The organism is Streptomyces sp. STR69 (assembly GCF_024519455.1).
Classification (GTDB): domain Bacteria; phylum Actinomycetota; class Actinomycetes; order Streptomycetales; family Streptomycetaceae; genus Streptomyces.
This window is the reverse complement of record NZ_JALJRY010000002.1, coordinates 462075-480165: the sequence shown is the minus strand read 5'-3', so window position 1 is coordinate 480165 and position 18091 is coordinate 462075. Positions and strand designations below refer to the sequence as shown.

General features: G+C 69.6%; 10 protein-coding genes. 5 read left to right on the top strand and 5 right to left on the bottom strand.

Going from position 1 to position 18091, the window contains the following annotated elements:
• Nucleotides 1–142 precede the first annotated feature (142 nt).
• Together OC490_RS05815 and OC490_RS05810 are read left to right on the top strand one after the other, a co-directional pair.
• The gene (locus OC490_RS05815; RefSeq protein ID WP_262056693.1) at nucleotides 143–2017 is read left to right on the top strand and encodes a sialidase family protein; all 1875 of its coding nucleotides are present in this window, start codon (nucleotides 143–145) and stop codon (nucleotides 2015–2017) included.
• Between the two features lie 10 nt (nucleotides 2018–2027).
• Nucleotides 2028–3266 carry a hypothetical protein gene (locus OC490_RS05810; protein WP_262056692.1) on the top strand — a complete coding sequence of 413 codons (1239 nt, stop codon included), beginning with the start codon at nucleotides 2028–2030 and terminating at the stop codon, nucleotides 3264–3266.
• Here the strand turns inward: OC490_RS05810 and OC490_RS05805 are convergent.
• Nucleotides 3199–4215 carry a bile acid:sodium symporter family protein gene (locus tag OC490_RS05805; RefSeq protein ID WP_262056691.1) on the bottom strand — a complete coding sequence of 339 codons (1017 nt, stop codon included), beginning with the start codon at nucleotides 4213–4215 and terminating at the stop codon, nucleotides 3199–3201. The genes OC490_RS05810 and OC490_RS05805 overlap by 68 nt on opposite strands.
• 183 nt (nucleotides 4216–4398) lie before the next feature.
• On the opposite strand from OC490_RS05805, the gene OC490_RS05800 reads away from it, so the two are divergent.
• Nucleotides 4399–5268 carry a LysR substrate-binding domain-containing protein gene (locus OC490_RS05800; RefSeq protein WP_262056795.1) on the top strand — a complete coding sequence of 290 codons (870 nt, stop codon included), beginning with the start codon at nucleotides 4399–4401 and terminating at the stop codon, nucleotides 5266–5268.
• Nucleotides 5269–5418: 150 nt separating this feature from the next.
• Here the strand turns inward: OC490_RS05800 and OC490_RS05795 are convergent, their stop codons facing one another.
• Nucleotides 5419–6564, bottom strand: coding sequence for a DUF3500 domain-containing protein (locus OC490_RS05795; protein ID WP_262056690.1), 1146 nt, complete (start codon nucleotides 6562–6564; stop codon nucleotides 5419–5421).
• A 234-nt stretch (nucleotides 6565–6798) separates the two neighbouring features.
• Complete coding sequence (locus tag OC490_RS05790) at nucleotides 6799–7803, bottom strand: Lrp/AsnC family transcriptional regulator (protein WP_262056794.1); 1005 nt, start codon at nucleotides 7801–7803, stop codon at nucleotides 6799–6801.
• 117 nt (nucleotides 7804–7920) lie between these two features.
• Here OC490_RS05790 and OC490_RS05785 point away from each other — a divergent pair, with 117 nt between their 5' ends.
• Entirely contained in the window at nucleotides 7921–9420 is a 1500-nt protein-coding gene (locus tag OC490_RS05785) for an MFS transporter (protein WP_262056689.1), read from the top strand.
• A gap of 240 nt (nucleotides 9421–9660) precedes the next feature.
• Nucleotides 9661–11487 carry an AMP-dependent synthetase/ligase gene (locus OC490_RS05780; RefSeq protein ID WP_262056688.1) on the top strand — a complete coding sequence of 609 codons (1827 nt, stop codon included), beginning with the start codon at nucleotides 9661–9663 and terminating at the stop codon, nucleotides 11485–11487.
• Between the two features lie 12 nt (nucleotides 11488–11499).
• On the opposite strand, the gene OC490_RS05775 is transcribed toward OC490_RS05780, so the two are convergent.
• Both OC490_RS05775 and OC490_RS05770 read right to left on the bottom strand, forming a co-directional pair.
• Nucleotides 11500–13533 carry a PQQ-dependent sugar dehydrogenase gene (locus OC490_RS05775; protein ID WP_262056687.1) on the bottom strand — a complete coding sequence of 678 codons (2034 nt, stop codon included), beginning with the start codon at nucleotides 13531–13533 and terminating at the stop codon, nucleotides 11500–11502.
• On the bottom strand, nucleotides 13530–18086 hold the full coding sequence (locus tag OC490_RS05770; RefSeq protein ID WP_262056686.1) for a glycosyl hydrolase family 28 protein: 4557 nt from the start codon (nucleotides 18084–18086) through the stop codon (nucleotides 13530–13532). The genes OC490_RS05775 and OC490_RS05770 overlap by 4 nt, the downstream gene beginning before the upstream one ends.
• Between the last annotated feature and the right edge of the window lie 5 nt (nucleotides 18087–18091).

The following is an 18091-nucleotide window of genomic DNA, read 5'->3' as shown; positions in this document are numbered from 1 at the left end:
CTCCTGTCCCCGTCAACTTCCGTGACACCGACCGCTGCACGCTTCTTGTGAGGCTCCGGATGCCCCAACTAACGTCTGTGGCGTGCCCGTTGGACGTGGGATGTCCGGATGTCAAGACGAATGAAGGGCAGGTTGCACCACCATGCCGTCAAGTCTTCGCGCACGTCTGAGATCCACCCTCACCGCCGTACTCACCCTGGCCGCGCTGCTCGTTCTCCCGAGCCCGGCCCACGCCGCCGCCGCCCAAACCACCAGCCCCACACCGGAGTTCGCGCAACAGGTCCTCTTCAAGGCGTCCCAGGACCCGGGCTACGCCTGCTTCCGGATCCCGGCCGTCGTGCGGACGAACGACGGGACGCTGCTCGCGTTCGCCGAGGGCCGGGTCCTCAACTGCGGTGACGCCACCGACATCGACATCGTCGTGAAACGCTCCACCGACGACGGCGCCACCTGGAGCCCACTGCAGGTCGTCAACCACGGCGGCGGCGACACGCACGGCAACCCGGCGCCCGTCGTGGACCGCGAGACGGGCCGTGTCCTGCTCGCCGAGACGTACAACACGGGCCGTACGGACAGCGCCAGTTGCTCCGTCCCCTGCGACCGCACCCCGCATCTGCAGTACAGCGACGACGACGGTCTCAGCTGGTCGCAGCCGCGTGACCTGAGCGACGAGATCCTGCCCCCGAACTGGAACTCCTGGTACGCCACCGGACCCGTGCACGGCACCCAGCTCACCCGCGGCAAGCACCGGGGCCGGCTCGTGTTCGGCGTCAACACCGAGACCTGGGACGGGAGTCGGGTCACCGCGAACAACGCGGCACTGATCGTGAGCGACGACGGCGGCGACCACTGGAGGATCGGCGCGACCGACTCGTACCCGATCGCGGCCGACGGGACCTGGCGGCAGAAGCCGTCCGAGGTGACGCCGACCGAGCGCACCGACGGCTCCATCCTGGTGAGCGGCCGTGAGCAGGACGGCACCGCCCTCGGCCACCGCACCCAGGCGGTCAGCCGCGACGGCGGCGACAGCTTCGCGGCGCCCTTCCGGGACCTGCCCGACCTGTACGCCCCGCAGGTCCAGTGCTCGACGCTCGGCGTCGGCTCCCGGATCCTGCTGTCCTGCGACGCGGATCCCGACCGCCGCCGGACGATGATGATCCGCTCCTCCTACGACGGCGGGCGCACCTGGGACAGCGTGGACCGCGGCACGGTGGTCACGAAGGACTGGTCCGGCTACTCCGACATGGCGCGCATCGACGGGGACACGGTGGGGCTGCTCTACGAGGGCGGTGCCGTGTCGGCGACCGACGAGATCCGCTTCGCCCGCTTCAACGGGGCCTGGCTGCAACCGCGTCGGGGCCCGGACCCGACGACCGCCGACCTCGCCGACCACGCCCGCCGGGCGGCCGTGCTCGGCGGCGCCCAGGAGACGGACGGGGTGTCGGGCGGCGCGCTGTCCTTCGACGGTGTCGACGACGCCGTACGTCTGCCGTACAGCGACCGACTGCCCCTGGGGGCGAAGGACTTCACGGCGTCCCTCTGGTTCCGCTACACCGCCACGACCGGCGATCAGCCGTTCCTGTGGATGGGCGGGGTCGGCACCAGCCAGCCGCAGGTGTGGCTGCGCGGCGAACCCGCCGGCAACCACGTGCGGGCGCTGATCACCACCCGGGACGGTGCGACGGCCGTCCACACCACCTCCGTGGTCACCACCGGCGCCTACAACGACGGGCAGTGGCACCACGCCGTAGTGCGGCGCGGTGGTGGACAGTTGACGCTGTCCGTGGACGGTACGACGGTGAGCACGGCGGACGTCGTGGGGTCCGTCAGCCGCAACTCGCCGTTCGGCGTGCACCTCGGTCAACGGGTGGACAGCCTGCAGTACTTCACCGGGTCCCTCGACGAAGTCCACGTCTGGGACCGCCTGTTGACGGACGACGAGCTGGCCGCACAGCAGCCGCCGACCGCGGGGACCGTGCTGTGGCTGCCCATGGACCGGGTGAGCGGCAGCCACTAACGTCCCGGGCGTGCCCGAGGACCGACGAGCACGACAGCGGACGGGAGCCGGGGTCGGCCTGCTGCTGACCCTGGCTCTCGCGGCCGTGCTGCTCACCGCCCTCCCGAAGGACCGCGACCGGGAGGGCGGCGCCGCGTGCCCGGCCCGTACGGTGCGGTCCTGGTCGGCCGACGCGCCGCTCACCAACTCCTTCGCCGCGTACGGCGACGACGCGACCCGCACCGACGACTGGACCGGCGGTGACGGCACCCACTCGGTGCGGCTGCCGGACGGGCGGGTGCTGTGGCTGTTCTCCGACACCTATCTCGGCCAGGTGCACGGCCCGCCCAACCCGGTCGGCGAGTCCTACGTCTGGCGGGACACCACTGCGCCGCTGGTGCGCAACTCGGCGGTGGTGATGCGCGGCGGACACCCCCAACTCACGCTCCCCGCGCCGCTGTTCCCCGATCCGGGCCCGAACGAGTGGCGTTGGCCGGTCGCGGCCCGTGTCGAGCCCCGCTCCCCCGGCTCGGCCGAGTCCGTCGTCCGGGTGCTGCTGTGGACGCGGACGGCGGGGGCGTATCCGTGGATCTACGGGGTGCCGACCGCGACCGAGGTGGCCACGCTGTCGCTGCCGGACCTGCGGGTGGAGTCGATCGTGAAGGTCTTCGACCAGCGGTTGGTCCAAGACCCGTCCCGGCGGGTGCAGTTCGGGACGACGTTGGTCGCGGTGGGCGGGTGGACGTATGTCTTCGGCGGGAACGACGCGCAGGCGGCGGCGCGTCCGACGTCCTCGGCGTATGTGGCGCGGGTGCCGGAGGGGCGGCTCGGGGAGCCGACTGCCTGGGAGCACTGGGACGGTTCGGCGTGGACGGCCCGGGCCGGGCCGCGGGCGATGCTCGGGGACGGTCGACACACCGGTGTGGGGAGCGCGTTCTCGGTGGTGCGGGACGGGGGGACGTACGTCCTGTTCACGATGGCCGCGGGGAGCCGGGGGTTGACCACGGTGACCTCGTACTGGGCCTGTTCGCCCGTCGGGCCGTGGCACGGGCCGACCCGGAGTTTCCGTCCGCCGCTGCCGCCGGGGCAGGTCGCCGCGTACAACCCGCAGGTGCATCCGGCGCTCGGCGGCGACGGGCGGATCGTGCTCAGTTACGACGTCAACTGGCTGGACGCGACGGCCAGTTCGGCGGCCTGGAATCTCAGCCGGAATGTGTCGCTGTACCGACCGCGGTTCGTGACCCTGCGGCTGGGGCCGCCGTCCCTGTGACCTCGGGCTGCGGATCGCGGGCGCGGCGCTTGGCGATGACCGCGCACACCATCAGCTGCATCTGGTGGAACAGCATGAGCGGCAGTACGGCGAGGGAGGCGTGGGCGCCGAACAGGACGCTGGCCATGGGGAGTCCGGAGGCGAGGGACTTCTTCGAGCCGGCGAACTGGATGGCGATCCGGTCCTCCCGGTCGAAGCGCAGCGCCTTGCCGCCGTACCAGGTCAGGGTGAGCATCACGGCGAGGACGACGGCTTCGACGGCGAGCAGTCCGGCCAGGCGCAGCGCGCTGACCTGGTGCCAGATGCCCTGGACCATGCCTTCGCTGAACGCGGTGTAGACGACGAGGAGGATCGAGGCGCGGTCGACGTAGCCGAGGACCTTCTTGTGCCGGGTGATGAAGCCGCCGACCCAGCGTCGCAGCAGTTGCCCGGCGAGGAACGGCACGAGGAGCTGGAGCACGATCTTGACGACGGAGTCGGTGGAGAAGCCGCCCGCGTTGCCGCCGAGCAGGGCGGCGGCGAGCAGCGGGGTGATGACGATGCCGGCGAGGGAGGAGAAGGAGCCGGCGCAGATCGCGGCGGGCACGTTGCCGCGCGCGATCGAGGTGAACGCGATCGAGGACTGGACGGTCGAGGGGACGAGGGTGAGGAAGAGCAGTCCCTGGTAGAGGGGGTGGGTCAGGAGCACCGGGACGAGGCCGCGGGCGGCCAGACCGAGCAGCGGGAAGACGACGAAGGTGCAGGCCAGGACGGTGGTGTGCAGTCGCCAGTGCTTGAGGCCGTCCAGTGCCTCGCGGGTCGAGAGGCGGGCGCCGTAGAGGAAGAAGAGGAAGGCGATGGCGGCCGTGGAGGCGCCCGAGGCGACCTCGGCGCCGGTGCCTCGGGCGGGGAGGAGTGCGGCGATGCCGACGGTCCCGAGGAGCAGCAGGATGTAGGGGTCGATCGGCATCCGACTGGGCCATCGCAGGCGTTTCACTGTGCTCCACTGTCTCGCTGTACGTCCGCCCGTCCGGCGCGGACCGGTGCCCTCCCCATCGTCCTCTTCCGCCTCTTGATCGGGAATCCGTCATACCGCTCTGACTGTCATCACGGTTCGCGATGACCGGCTACCGTGTATGCCATGGTGTATGCCATGTACGACCTCTCTCACCTGCGGACTTTCCTCGCGGTGTCCCAGACGCTGAGTTTCACGCAGGCCGCGCGGCGGCTCGGGCTGCGTCAGTCCACGGTGAGCCAGCATGTGCGGCGGCTGGAGGACGCGACGGGGCGGCAGCTGTTCACCCGGGACACGCACTCCGTGGAGCTGACGGAGGACGGCGAGGTGATGCTCGGCTTCGCGCGCCGGATCCTGGAGGTGCAGGAGCAGGCGTCGGCGTTCTTCACCGGCACCCGGCTGCGCGGCCGGCTGCGCTTCGGGGCGTCCGAGGACTTCGTGCTGACCCGGCTGCCGGAGATCCTGGAGGGCTTCCGGTACGACCATCCCGAGGTCGACCTGGAGCTGACGGTGGAGCTGTCCGGGACGCTGCACGAGCAACTCGCGGCCGGGAAGCTGGACTTGGTGCTGGCGAAGCGACGGGCCGAGGATCCCCGGGGTGAACCGGTGTGGCACGACAAGCTGGTGTGGATCGGTGCGGAGCGGCTCCGCCTGGACGCGGATCGCCCGGTGCCGCTGATCGTCTATCCGCCGCCGGGGATCACTCGGGCGCTCGCCATGGAGGCACTTGAGCGGCAGGGGCGGGCCTGGCGGATCGCCTGCACGAGCGGGAGTCTGAACGGGCTGATCGCCGCCGCCCGGGCGGGACTCGGGGTGATGGCGCACTCGAAGGGGCTGGTGCCGCCGGGACTTGTACGGGTCCCGGAGCGGGCGGGGCTGCCGGAATTGGGCGAGGTCGATTTCGTGCTGGTGCACGGGCGGCGGCGGGTTTCCGCACAGGAGGCGGCGGACGCGCTGGCGGCGGCGATTCTGGCGGGTGGGGATCGGCTGCATCGGCGCGGTCCGTAATACCGACGGTATCGGCGTTCCATTGCGGGGCGATGCCGATATCGAATTCCGCGACGGCGGGAAATGAAGCCGTACAAGAAATATCGACCGAGAGAACATGCGACAGCGGGCGGCACTGTCGGTCAGGAGCAGCGCCGCCCGTTGGGCGGTTCAGGAGAACGAGAACTCTCCTCCGTAGTCGGTGTCGTGGTCGCGGTAGACGCTGCTGTAGCCGAGTTGGCTGGTGTCGACCACTCCGTCCTCGACCGAGAACTCGATCCAGACGCCGGGTCCGTCGATGCGTACGTAGTCGCCGGCGGTGTCCAGTGCGGTGGTGCCGGAGTACGAGATGTAGGTGTCGTCGAGCTCCGACTTGTAGGTGCTCAGGGTGGACGCGGCGGTCGTGTCGTCCGCGGCCTCGACCCAGGGCGTGATGGCGTCGAGGATCAACTGCTGCTGGTCGTCGGTGAGTTCGCTGGCCGCGATGCCTTCCTTGGTGGTGGGGAAGTCGCCGTCGTCGTCCGGGCCGAGCACCACGTCGGAGGTGGTGTCGGAGAGCTGCGCCTCGGTCAGCTCGTCGTCGGTCAGGCCTTCGAGCATCGAGACCATGCCGTCGTGCATGCCGGACAGGGGTGCGTAGGTGGTGCTGTCGTCGGTCCAGCTGACGGGTTCGACGCCGGCGAAGTACGGGGTGGCGCCCACGACGTCGCCGTCCTTGTAGGTGAGGTTGACGGCCAACTGGTCGCCGCCGAAGTGGAGTTGCCAGGTGCCGGTAGTGCTCGGGGTGCCCAGGAAGGCGAGGTAGTAGTTGCCGCTGCCGTAGCTGCTGTCGGTCTCGCCGAGGACGTCGTCGGCCGCGAGGATCTGGGAGATCTGGTCGTAGCCGGTGTCGCTGCCGGTGCCCGTGGCGGCCTCGACCACCGCCTTGGCCGCGGCGAGCTGGCTGTCCGTGAGCGAGCCGAGTTCGATGCCGACCCGGCAGGTCGCGCCGCACGAGAGGTTCGACCAGGCGACGACGTTGGCCTGGGTGAAGTCGAGGAGTACGTCGGCCTGTTGGTCGTCGTCCAGGGTGTCGAGGAAGGTGTTGGCGGCGTCGACCACGTCCGAGACGGAGGTGCCGGTCCCGGCGGAGTTCGAGGGCACTATGGAGGACGGGCGGGCGGATCCGGGAGTGGACGGGGAGGTGGATCCGGGGGTGGTCTGGGACGGTGTTCCGGGGTCCGACGCAGAGGCGCTGCTGGACGGGTCGGACTGGACGGACGCGGCGTTCGCGTTGGCGTACAGGCCGCCGCCGAGGAGGGCCGTCGCCGCCGCCAAGGCCCCCACCACCTTCCTGTGTCGTCCCAGGGACCTGCGGTGAGCGTTTTTGGTCTTCAATTCGATATCCCTTTCATGGGTCTCGCCCTGAGGATTTCCGAAGATTTTTTCCAGCACCGGAAAAGATCTTCGGGGAAATCCCTGCGGCATCGGTTTGGACGAGCCACATTCGATCGCCGAACACTGTGATTCACGCCTCCGAGTGCTTGGTATTGAGCATGATTTATCTTGAACTTACTTTGAGGGGGCGCGAGTTGGGGGCGAGTTGAGAGGAAGCGTCCGGTACGTCAGCTGTTTGACCCGGCGCAGGAAGGGGCTCGCCTCCACGTGCCGCACTCCGTCGAGTTGGCCCAGGGGTCCGCTGAGGTAGTCGTAGAGCCCCGCCGTGTCCTTCACTACGGCCGTCACGACGATGTTGGACGGGCCGGCCGTGGCGGACGCGTAGGCGATCTGGTCGTGCGTGGCCAGTGCCTCGCCGACCGAGTGCAGTGCCGCGGGGGTCGCCGTGATCCACAGCACGGCCGCACGCGCGTATCCGAAGACCTCGGAGTCGTACTCGATGTCGATGTACACCGCTCCGGAGCCGATCAGCGTGGCGAGGCGGCGTTTGACGGCGGACTCGGAGCGGCCGGTGGCGCGCTGGAGTTCGGGGTGGGTGGCGCGTCCGTCGCGTTCGAGTACGGCGATCAGGGCCTCGTCCTCCGCGTCGATGCGGGCGGGGCCCGGTGTCGGCGCCGGTTCGGGCAGCAGCGCGGTGACCTGGTCGTCGGTGAGGATGTCGAAGCGGCGGAGCCAGCCCGTGGGGCCGCCGTAGAAGCGGTGCAGCATCTGGTGGGCGCGGATGTCCAGGACGCTGGGGGTGCGCGGGAGTTTGCCGAGCAGGAGGTCGTCGTAGTCGGCGGGGTTGCGCGGGCGGGTGAGGCAGACGATCTCGGTGCCGCCGGAGGCGAGGCCGATCCAGGCGGTGTCGGGGCGTCTGGCGAGGGCATCGGCGATGTTGAGGGCGTTGTCGGGGGCGCAGCGCAGGCGCAGCATCCACTGGTCCTGGCCGAGGCGTTCGGCGTCCCGGATGGCGACGACGCGCAGGCCGGCCTCGGCGGTGAGTCTGCGGAAGCGGCGGGCGATCGTCTGGTCGGAGGCGCCCAGCACCGCGCCGAGGCGGCTGAAGGAGGCGCGGCCGTTGATCTCCAGGGCGGTGAGCAGCTGCATGTCGAGCCGGTCGAGGATGTCGGATTCCATCTCCAGCACGGCTGCTCCTGTCGGATTCCGGCGATGGGGCGCCCGATACGGCGGTGATCGTCCGGGAGGGGCCCATCGTACGGAGAACTGGTCATCCCGGACAGGGGAGTTGAGGGCATGCGTACATGGGGGCCGCTGACGGCGGTGTGCCTGGGCACGTTCATGTTGTTGCTGGATGTGACGATCGTGGTGGTCGCGCTGCCGGACATGGCGCGGTCGTTGCACGCGTCGCTGAGTGATCTGCAGTGGGTGGTCGACGGGTACGCGCTGGCGTTGGCCGCGCTGCTGCTGGGGTTCGGGGCCGCCGCCGACATTCTGGGGCGCCGGCGGCTGCATGTGGTGGGTCTGGTGGTGTTCGCGGTGGCGTCGCTGCTGTGCGGGCTCGCGGGCGGGCCGGGCGGGCTGGTGGCCGCCCGGGCCGTGCAGGGTGTGGGGGCGGCGGCGATGCTCGCGACCACGCTGCCGTTGCTCGGCTCGGTGTATCAGGGGCGGCGGCGGTCGGTGGCGCTCGGGGTGTGGGGCGCGGTCAGCGGTGGGGCCGCTGCGGTCGGGCCGGTGCTGGGCGGGGTGCTCACCGAGGGGCCCGGCTGGCGGTGGATCTTCTTCGTGAACCTGCCGGTGAGTGTGGCCGCGGTGTGGCTGACGCTGCGGGTGGTGCCGGAGTCGAAGGGGCCGCGCGGGATGCGCATCGACGGGGCGGGGACGGTGGCGTTCGCCGGTTTCGCGGGCGGGGTGACGTACGCGGTGGTGCGGGCCGGGGAGGACGGCTGGGGTGCGGCGCCGACGCTCGTGTCCTTCGCGCTCGCGGCTCTCGCGCTGGTCTGTTTCGTGCTGGTGGAGCGGCGGGTGGCGTATCCGCTGCTCGATCTGGCGCTGCTGCGGAAGCCCGCGTTCGTGGGGGTGATGGCGGGTGGGCTGGCCTTCAACGGGGTGGCGTTCGGCGGGATGCCGTATCTGTCGATCTGGCTGCAGACGGTGCTCGGAATGAGCCCGGTGCGCGGCGGGCTGACGCTGTTGCCGCTGACGGGGGCGGCGGTCGTGGTGTCGGTGCTCGCCGGGAAGCTGCTGCACGGGGTGCCGGCCCGGCTGACCATCGGCGGCGGGCTGCTGCTGATCGGCACGGGCTGCTTCTGTCAGGCCGTCCTGGGCGCCGGTTCGGACTGGACGGCGCTGGTGCCGGGGCTCGTCCTGGTGGGGGTCGGTACGGGGCTGGTGGCGCCGGGCATCGCCGGGGCGGCGCTCGCGGCGGTGCCCGCCGAGCGGGCGGGCATGGCGGGCGGCGCGGTGAACACCGTACGGCAGCTGGGGTACGCGCTCGGTGTCGCCGTGTCCGGGACCGTACTCACCTCGCGGATGCGGGACACGCTCCCGCACGACGCGGCGCACACGCTCGCGGGGGGCGGGGCCGGGGCGTTGCGCGGGGCGTTCTCCGAGCACGCGCTGCGGGCCGCGTTCGCGTCGGGGCTCGACGCGGCGTTCGTGACGGCCGGGTTCGTCGGGACGGCGGCGGGCGCGCTGGTCCTCGTGCTGGTCGGGGCCGGTCGCGCGGAGCGGGGCGGGGTGACGGAATCGGCCGCGCGGACGCTGAGCGAGGAGGAGACGGCGTCGTCCGGGTGACGTTGTGCGAGGGGGACGGCGGGGGTAATCGGGTCGTACAGATTCAGTGGAGATTACGGGGCCGAAACCTACGGAACCGTAAGGATTTCTGTCCGACCCTTCCCCTTGTGAGCGCATTTTCCGGCGCTGACCTGTGCGGACGTGAGGACTGCTCTGGTTCCGGCCCCCTCCCGCCCTTCCGTCCGGTGGGGTAGCTTTCACCGCGCTGTGGGGAGCGTCGACGAGAGCGGGGAGCGGGGTTTGCGCGAGTTCACCAACCCTCCGTTGGCGTTGGCGCCGCCGGTGGGCGGTCTGGCCGACGTCGTGTTCGAGCGTGCCCAGGAAGACCCCCTGCACGTCTCCCTCGGCCGCAAGGACGAGCAGGACACGTGGCGGGACGTGACCGCCGCCGAGTTCCGCGACGAGGTCCTCGCCCTCGCCAAGGGGCTGCTGGCCCGGGGCGTCCGCTTCGGCGACCGGGTCGCGATCATGTCCCGCACCCGCTACGAGTGGACGCTGTTCGACTTCGCGCTGTGGACGATCGGCGCCCAGGTCGTGCCGGTCTACCCCACCTCGTCGGCCGAGCAGTGCTTCTGGATGCTGCACGACGCGCAGGTCACGGCGGCCATGGTCGAGCACGAGGACCACGCGATGACCATCGCCACCGTCATCGACCGCCTCCCCGCGCTGCACCAGCTGTGGCAGCTGGACACGGGCGCCGTGCAGGAGCTGTACGACGCCGGCGCGCACATCGAGGACGAGGTGGTGCACCGGCACCGGCAGGCCGTCACCCCGGACTCGACCGCGACGATCATCTACACCTCGGGCACCACGGGCCGCCCCAAGGGCTGTGTCATCTCGCACGGCAACTTCATGTACGAGGCGGACACGGTCATCGACCGCTGGGAGTCCGTCTTCCACTCGAAGAAGGGCGACGAGGCGGCGACCCTGCTGTTCCTGCCGCTGGCGCACGTCTTCGGGCGGATGGTGCAGGTCGCGGCGATCCGCGGCGGGGTGCGTTTCGGCCACCAGCCGCAGCTCAACGCCGCCGCTCTGCTGCCCGACCTGGTCGCCTTCAGACCGACGTTCATCCTCGCCGTGCCGTACATCTTCGAGAAGGTCTTCAACGCGGCCCGCCGCAAGGCCGAGAAGGACGGCAAGTCCGGGCCGTTCGAGAAGGCCGTGGAGATCGCGGTGAAGTACGCGGACGCGGTCGAGGAGAAGGCCTGGGGCATCGGCCCCGGCCCGTCCGCCGGACTGCGGATGCAGCACCAGCTCTTCGACAAACTCGTCTATTCCAAGGTGCGGGCCGCGATGGGCGGCCGGATCCGCAACGCCATGTCCGGCGGTTCGGCCATGGACCGGCGGCTCGGACTGTTCTTCGCCGGGGCGGGCGTGCAGATCTACGAGGGCTACGGCCTCACCGAGTCGACGGCCGCCGCGACCGCCAACCCGCCCGAACGCACCCGCTACGGCACCGTCGGCCAAGCGGTCCCGGGTGTGACCGTGCACATCGCGGACGACGGCGAGATCTGGCTGAACGGCCCCAACGTCTTCCAGGGCTACCTCAACAACCAGAAGGCGACCGACGAGACCCTGCACGACGGCTGGCTCGCCACCGGTGACCTGGGCTCCCTCGACGAGGACGGCTATCTCACCATCACCGGGCGCAAGAAGGAGATCCTGGTGACCTCGGGAGGGAAGAGTGTCGCGCCGGGTCTCCTGGAGGAGCGGGTGCGGGACCATCCGCTGGTCTCGCAGTGCATCGTCGTCGGCAACGACCGCCCCTACATCGCCGCCCTCGTCACCCTCGACCACGAGGCCGTCGAGCACTGGCTCACCATGCGCGGCAAGCAGCGGATGACGCCGGCGGAGTTGGTGCGGGACGTCGACCTGGAGACCGAGGTGCGGCGCGCGGTGGTCGCCGCCAACACCCTGGTCTCGCAGGCCGAGTCGATCCGCACCTTCCGTATCCTGGCCCAGCCGTTCACCGAGGAACACGGTCTGCTGACCCCGTCCCTGAAACTGAAGCGCAAGGCCATCGAGAACACGTACGCGGGCGAGGTCGAGGCGCTGTACCGGGCCTGAACTCCCGCAGCTCTAGCCGATGTTGACGCGGAAGAGCTTGTCGGAGCCGTCCGGCTGGTTGCCGTTGTTGTCGCAGTTGGTGGTCGACAGCCACAGCTGGTCGGCGCCGGGGACCTTGGTGACCGTGCGCAGGCGGCCGTAGGTTCCGACGTAGTACGCCGTCGGGGTGCCGACGTTCTCGGTGTCGCCGTTGATCGGTATGCGCCAGAGGCGTTCGCCGCGCAGGGACGCCATGTAGACGACGTTGCGGACGATGGCGATCCCGCTGGGCGAGGCCTCGTTGACGTTCCAGGTGGCCTTGGGGTTGGTCATGCCGGCGACGCTGCACGTCCCTTCGCAGGTGGGCCAGCCGTAGTTGGCGCCCGGCTTGATGAGGTTGAGTTCGTCCTTGGAGCTGTTGCCGAACTCCGCTTCCCACAGGCGGCCGTTGCGGTCGAAGGCGAGGCCCTGTGGGTTGCGGTGGCCGTAGGAGTAGACGTAGTTGCCGAACGGGTTGCCGGGGGCCGGTTTTCCGTCCGTCGTCATGCGCAGGATCTTGCCGTTGAGGGAGGTCTTGTCCTGGGCGAGGTCGGGGGTCTGGGCCTCGCCGGTGGAGACGTAGAGGTAGCCGTCGGGGCCGAAGGCGAGGCGGCCGCCGTTGTGGTAGCGGTTCTTCTTGATGCCCTGGAGGAGGACCGTGTAGTCGGTGAGGGTGGTGCCGTTGTACGTCATGCGGACGACGCGGTTGCCCTCGGACGCGGTGTGCATGAAGTAGACGTAGTGATTGGTGGCCCACTTCGGGTCGACGGCGACGCCGAGGAGGCCGCCCTCGCCGTTGGTGGTGACCGCGTTGGGCACGGTGCCGACCTGGGTCCGGGTGCCGTCCTTGGTCGTCTTCCAGACCCGGAAGTCGTCCCGCTCGGTGACGAGCGCGCTCTGGCCGTCGGGCATCCAGTACGTGCCCCACGGGATGGTCCAGCCCGTGGAGAGCGTCGCGATGGACGAGGGGACACCGCCGTCGCCCGCGCAGGCCTTCGTGGTGAAGGTGACCGTGTTGCTCGGCGCGGAGAGGTTGCCGGCCGCGTCGCGGGCGACGACGTTCAGCGTGTACGGGCTGTCGCAGGCGAGGCCGGTGAGAGTGGTCGAGGTGCCGGTGGTGACCGTCTTGTAGACGGTGTCCCCGCTGCGGATGTCGTATGCGACAACCGCACGGTCGTCGGTGGAGGCGCCCCAGGCGAGGCCGACCGTATTCGATGTGATGTCGGCGGTCGACAAAGTACCGGGCTCGGTGGGCGGGGTGGTGTCGGAGCTGGGTTTCGTCGTGCAGTCGACGACCGGGCTGGCGGGCGAGGTGTTCCCGGCCGCGTCCCGGGCGATGACGGTGAGGTCGTAGGTGGTGTTCGGGGCGAGCCCGGTGAGGGCCTTGCTCGTCGAACTCCCGGGCGCCTCACCGATCTTGTTGCCGTGCTCGTAGAGGTCGTACGCCGTGACGCCCACGTTGTCGGTCGAGGCGCCCCAGGTCAGGGTGAGGCCGTCCTCGCCGATGTCCGGGCAACTCGGCTGGCCGGGGCGGGTCGGGGCCTGTGCGTCGGTCGCGGTGCCGACGCTGATGCGGTCGAGGTTGGGGCCGCCGTTCGCGGTGGTCGCGGTCGCCCTGATCCTGTCGGTGCCGGCCGTCAGCGGGACGTTCACCGTCTTCGTCGCCCAGGTGTTCCAGTCGGCGGTGGCCGGGAAGGAGACGGCGGGCGCGACGACCGTACCGTTGACGGAGATGTCCAACGGGCGGTCGACGGCGGTGCCGTTGGCGTAGCGAAGGGCGACCGACGCGGTGCCGGTGGCGGTGGCGCTCACCGTGAACTCCACGGAGGAGCCGGTCACGTTGGTGTAGTCGACGAAGCCGGTGCCCGTGTAGCCGGTGTGGTTGGTGGCCACGGTGCCCTGGACGACGGTGGCGTCCTCGGCCTGGTAGTCGGTGGTCGCGGCGTGCGCGGTGGCGCCGGTGAGACCGGCGAGCGGCACGGCGAGGGCCAGGGAGAGGCCCCACGCCAGGATTCTGTCGCGTTTCATGACTGTCCCCTCAGTCCGTCGTCGACCGGGTTCACCCGGATCAGGCGGGTCTCGCCCGGACGCAGCGTCGCGCTGTACGAGTCCGCGATCGTGCCCTTGTGGGAGCCGGACCAGAGGTCTGTGACATCACCGGAGCCGGTGAAGCCGACCTGCGACCAGTTCACGGAGACCGTCGCGCTGCCGGACGTACCGGTGTTGAACAGCGCGACCACGTAGGCGCCGCTGCTCTCGTGCTTGCTCCAGACCTGCTTCACTCCGCTGTTCACCACGCGTTTCGCGGCGACGCCGTCCTGATCGACGCCGATGAGGCGGTCGTTGGTGAGCATCGCCTTGTCGACGGTGTCGAGGTGCGTGAGATCGGTGCCGAGCAGCAGGGGCGAGCCCGCCATCGCCCACAGGGTGAAGTGCGAGCGCCGCTGGTCCGCCGTGAGACCCACCTGGTCGCCGTTGCCGACCTCCAGGGAGTCCAGGTCGTTCCAGCCGCCCGGCCCGGCGTAAGGCTGCCAGGAGGCGGCGGTGTTGAAGCGAGCGGAGACGTGCGACCAGTCGGTGAGCGGATAGCCGCTGCCGTTGGCGCCCGGTCCGCAGTAGCACTCGACATCGCCCTGGGTGCGCCAACTGTTCGCGTACTGACGCCAGGTGGCGGCGTCCGCGATCGGAAGGTTGTTGGAGAGCGCGAAGTTGATGGGACGGCCGGTCGCCCGCAGAGCCTTGTCCCAGGCCTGGACGTCGGGGATGTCGGCGCTGCCCACGCCGTCGATCTTCAGGTAGTCGACACCCCAGGAAGCGAACTGCTTCGCCCACGAGTTGACGAACTCCTGCGCGCCCGGCTTCCCGTAGTCGATGTAGTACATGTTCTTGCAGTTGTAGTTCTTCTCGGTCCTGGTCGTGTCCGCGATGTCCTTCGCGTGGTACGGCGTGCCCTCGATCGGGGTGTTGGCGGTGACCGCGTTCTTGGCGATGCCCGGGGTGACGTAGAAGCCGAACTTCAGTCCCTTGGAGTGGATGTAGTCGGCCAACGCCTTGATCCCGGACGGGAATTTGGCCGGGTCGACGGCCCAGCGGCCGTAGGAGTCGACGGTGAAGCCGTTCGTGTCGCACTTCTGCCAGAAGTCGTCGAGGTTGACGTACACGAAGCCGTGGTTGTCGAGGCCACTCGCCACCAGGGCGTCGGCCTGGGCCTTGATCTTCGCCTCGGTGGGGGTGCGACGGACGTAGCTCCAGCTGCTCCAGCCCATGGCGGGGCGCAGGGACTGGCCGTTGTCCGACATGGGGGTGAGGGTCGCGGGGGTCGCGTAGGACGTGCCGATCCAGGCCTCGTCGATCCGCAGCCGCTTGTAGCGGGTGGTGTCGGTGGCGGCGGCCCAGGTGGAGTCGACTTCGAGGCGGACGTAGCGGGCGTTGGCGGCGGTGAGGTCAATGCCCTGTATGCCGCGCCGACTTGGCAGCTCGCCGGTCTTGACCGCGCTTCCCCAGGTGGTGCCGTCGTTGCTGAGGAACACCTTGTACGCCTTGATCCGCGCCGACTGCTCGGTGTCGGAGCGGGCGTAGGCCACCGAGTCCTCGCGCTGGTTGAGGCCGATGTACTGCGCCTTCTTCGAACTGCCCAGGTCGAAGGTGAGGTTGACGGGCAGTGTCTTGTCGTTGTCCCAGTAGGTGAGGTAACTCCCGTCCCCGGCGGCCGAACCCGCGTGGCCGCTCGCCGAGGCGCTCGCGCTCACGGTGACTCCGGACAGGATGCCCTGGCGGCCGGCGGTGGTGACCTTGAAGACGGTGTCGTAGGGGTCCCAGCCGCTGAGCCCGCTGAGGGTGAGGACTCCGCCGGACTGGGACCACGAAATCGCCGCTCCGGTACGGAGGTTGGTGACGGAGGCGATGCGGTAGCCGTTGTCTCGGACGCGCAGGGTGCTGGTGCTGGGCGGGGTCAGGACGTGGATGTACTGGAGGTCGGGGTCGGTCCGGCTGATCGTGGTGACACCGTGGGCGCCGTCGTTCCAGAAGCCGGGTTTGAGGCCGCCGTGCAGGTAGCCGCCGCCCTCGGTGCCGTGCAGGGACTCCCAGATGGGGTCGAGGTAGGAGTTCGCGAAGGTGTTGAAGGCTGCCTGGTTGGCCGGGAACTTGCCGTTGACCTGGGCGGTTTCCGCCATCAGCGCCTTCACCGAGGAGCCCGCGTTGGTGACGAGGCGGCCGAGGGTGAGGGCTCGGTCGACGGACGGGTCGGAGCCGTCGTACCACCAGGCGCCGGTCGACGGGAGCTTGAAGTCGGCTTCCGTCAGGCGGGGTTGTGCGGTGTATACAGCCTGCGGGTAATCGTATGCGGGCGACATTCCCGTCTTCTGCTCATTGCTGATCATGTCCATGATCGGCGTGTCTTCGTTGTTGTTGCTGAGCGTGTAGTTGGGGCGCTTCTGGTAGATCTGCTGGTAGAGGTCGTGGCTCTCCCAGTACGCGTTGTCGTTGTCGATCCAGAAGCCGCCGAGGTCGGGATAGCGGTCCATGACCTCGAAGAAGTTGTCGTAGCTGAACTGCCCGAAGCCGTCGCGGGTGGTCAGGTCGACGTTCTTGCCCTTGTAGGCGGAGTAGGCGGCCGAGTCGAGCCACTCGTGGCCGCCCTCGTCGTGCCACTGGGGGTCGTCGGTCATGTAGAGGACGACCTTCAGGCCCTTGGCCTTCGCGGCGGTGATCAGCTCGCCGAGGAAGTCCCGCTTGGTGGAGCAGGATCCGGGGATCTTCGAGGGCCAGGGGCGGGCGTAGCCGAGGCGGCTGTGGAAGGTCGCCAGTACGAGGTATTGCGTATGCAGTTTCCGGGCCTCGTTCACCCAGTAGTCGGGGGTCCAGCCGCCGCCCGTGACGTCGTTCTCCCAGGCGGTGCAACTGGTGTGAGCGGGCGCGGTGCGCAGGCCCCAGTGCAGGAAGAGGCCGCCGACGGAGCCCCGGAGGAAGTCCTGGCGGGGGTTCTCCAGGTCGAGCGGGCGGGCGGCGACACCGGACGGGCGGGTGCGCGTGGTCGCGTCGGTCGCGCAGTTCTCGGTGGAGCCGGTGCCGGAGACGCGGGGCGCGCCGGCGCCGCTGACGCAGTAGCCGTTCACGTCCTGGAAGCCCAGGTCGTAGGGCGAGTTGGTGCCTCGTTGTGCGGTGAAGCCGGTGAAGCGGATGCCGCTCGCCGCGTTGGCGATGACCGCGGGCCGGCCGTCGTTCGCCGCGAACTTCACCGAGCTGTCGGTGAATTGGACGTTGTCGGCGTTGTGCAGATACCAGCCGTAGGCCGGACGGGTGCCGATGGCCTTCGGGTTGTAGTCCTTGGGGTCGTTGCTCGGTACCCCGGTGGACAGGGTGCCGTTGCCGCCGGGGACGGTGATGTCGACGTTCGTGAACGTGATCCCGCTGATCCGGTGGCCGGTCTCGCCCCACAGGGTCGGGCTGAAGGAGGGGCTGTTGCCGGTGGCCGTGATGTTGTCGTAGGTGACATCGCTGATCGAACCGACGCCCGGACTGTTGCCGCAGCGCTTCCGGGTGCCGATCTTCTGCATGATCGGTGAGTGGACGCCGGTCATGGTGATGTCGCGGTAGTGGACGTCGGAGATCTTCGCGCCGTCCATGGAGACCATGCCGAGGCCGGACTTGTCGGCGCCCTCGATCCGGATCTTCTGGAACTGGTAGTCCGAGAAGTCGCCGCAGGTCTCGGAGCCGAACATGAGCGCGTTGCAGCACTTGGCCGACAGATACGAATCGCTCACCCGCACATGGCCGTTGGGGAGTTTGGCGCCGAGCGCGTAGTCGCTCTTGAAGACGAGGGCGTCGTCGTTCGCCTTGATGCTGGCGTTGGTGACGGTGACGTTCGTCGTGGAGATGATGTTCCAGCCGTCGCGGTCGCTCGCGGTGTCGATGGTCAGCCGGTCCGAGGTGACGTTCGTGCAGCCGTTGATGAGCGCGGCGAAGTGGCCGCCCCGGCGCAGGGTGAGGCCGTCGCCGATCCGGAGTCCGTCGCAGCGCGTCAGCGACAGGATCTTGTCGGCCTCACCGGACTTGGGGTTGCCGGTGATCAGGTTGCCGAGCCCGTCGATGACCCCGCCGCCGACGAAGCCGATGTTCGTGAGCCGGTCGCCGTAGATCATCGCGTTGTGGAAGTGGCTGTGCCCGTAGTCCTGGTACTGGTCGTTCGGGTTGGCCTCTGGGGCGTCGTAAGTGTCGGCGGACGAGCCCTGGATCGTGGCGCCGGTGTCGACCTGGAGCGTCACGTTGCTCTTCATGTGGATGGTGTTCTTGGACTTGTAGCTGCCGGCGGGGAAGCGGACCGTGCCGCCGCCGGCCGAATTGGCCGCCGTGATGGCCTTGTTGACGGCGGGGGTGTCGTTGGCGGAGCCGTCGCCCTTGGCGCCGTAGTCGCGTACGTCGTAGACGGCGGCGGAGTGGCCCGGTGCCGCGGGAGGTGCCGCCGCGAGGGCCGAGGGGTGGGCGAGGCCGAGGACGACGGCGAACGCGAAGAACACGCTCGCCGCCCAACTGCGTTTGTACATCGGGGGTTTCATGCGGGATCTGGTGGGGGGTTCCATGGAGC

Coding starts and splice junctions, on each gene's coding strand:
- OC490_RS05790 (WP_262056794.1), bottom strand. CDS start 7,803: ATGGAATCCGACATCCTCGACCGGCTCGACATGCAGCTGCTCACCGCC.
- OC490_RS05815 (WP_262056693.1), top strand. CDS start 143: ATGCCGTCAAGTCTTCGCGCACGTCTGAGATCCACCCTCACCGCCGTA.
- OC490_RS05775 (WP_262056687.1), bottom strand. CDS start 13,533: ATGAAACGCGACAGAATCCTGGCGTGGGGCCTCTCCCTGGCCCTCGCC.
- OC490_RS05770 (WP_262056686.1), bottom strand. CDS start 18,086: ATGGAACCCCCCACCAGATCCCGCATGAAACCCCCGATGTACAAACGC.
- OC490_RS05805 (WP_262056691.1), bottom strand. CDS start 4,215: ATGCCGATCGACCCCTACATCCTGCTGCTCCTCGGGACCGTCGGCATC.
- OC490_RS05785 (WP_262056689.1), top strand. CDS start 7,921: ATGCGTACATGGGGGCCGCTGACGGCGGTGTGCCTGGGCACGTTCATG.
- OC490_RS05800 (WP_262056795.1), top strand. CDS start 4,399: ATGTACGACCTCTCTCACCTGCGGACTTTCCTCGCGGTGTCCCAGACG.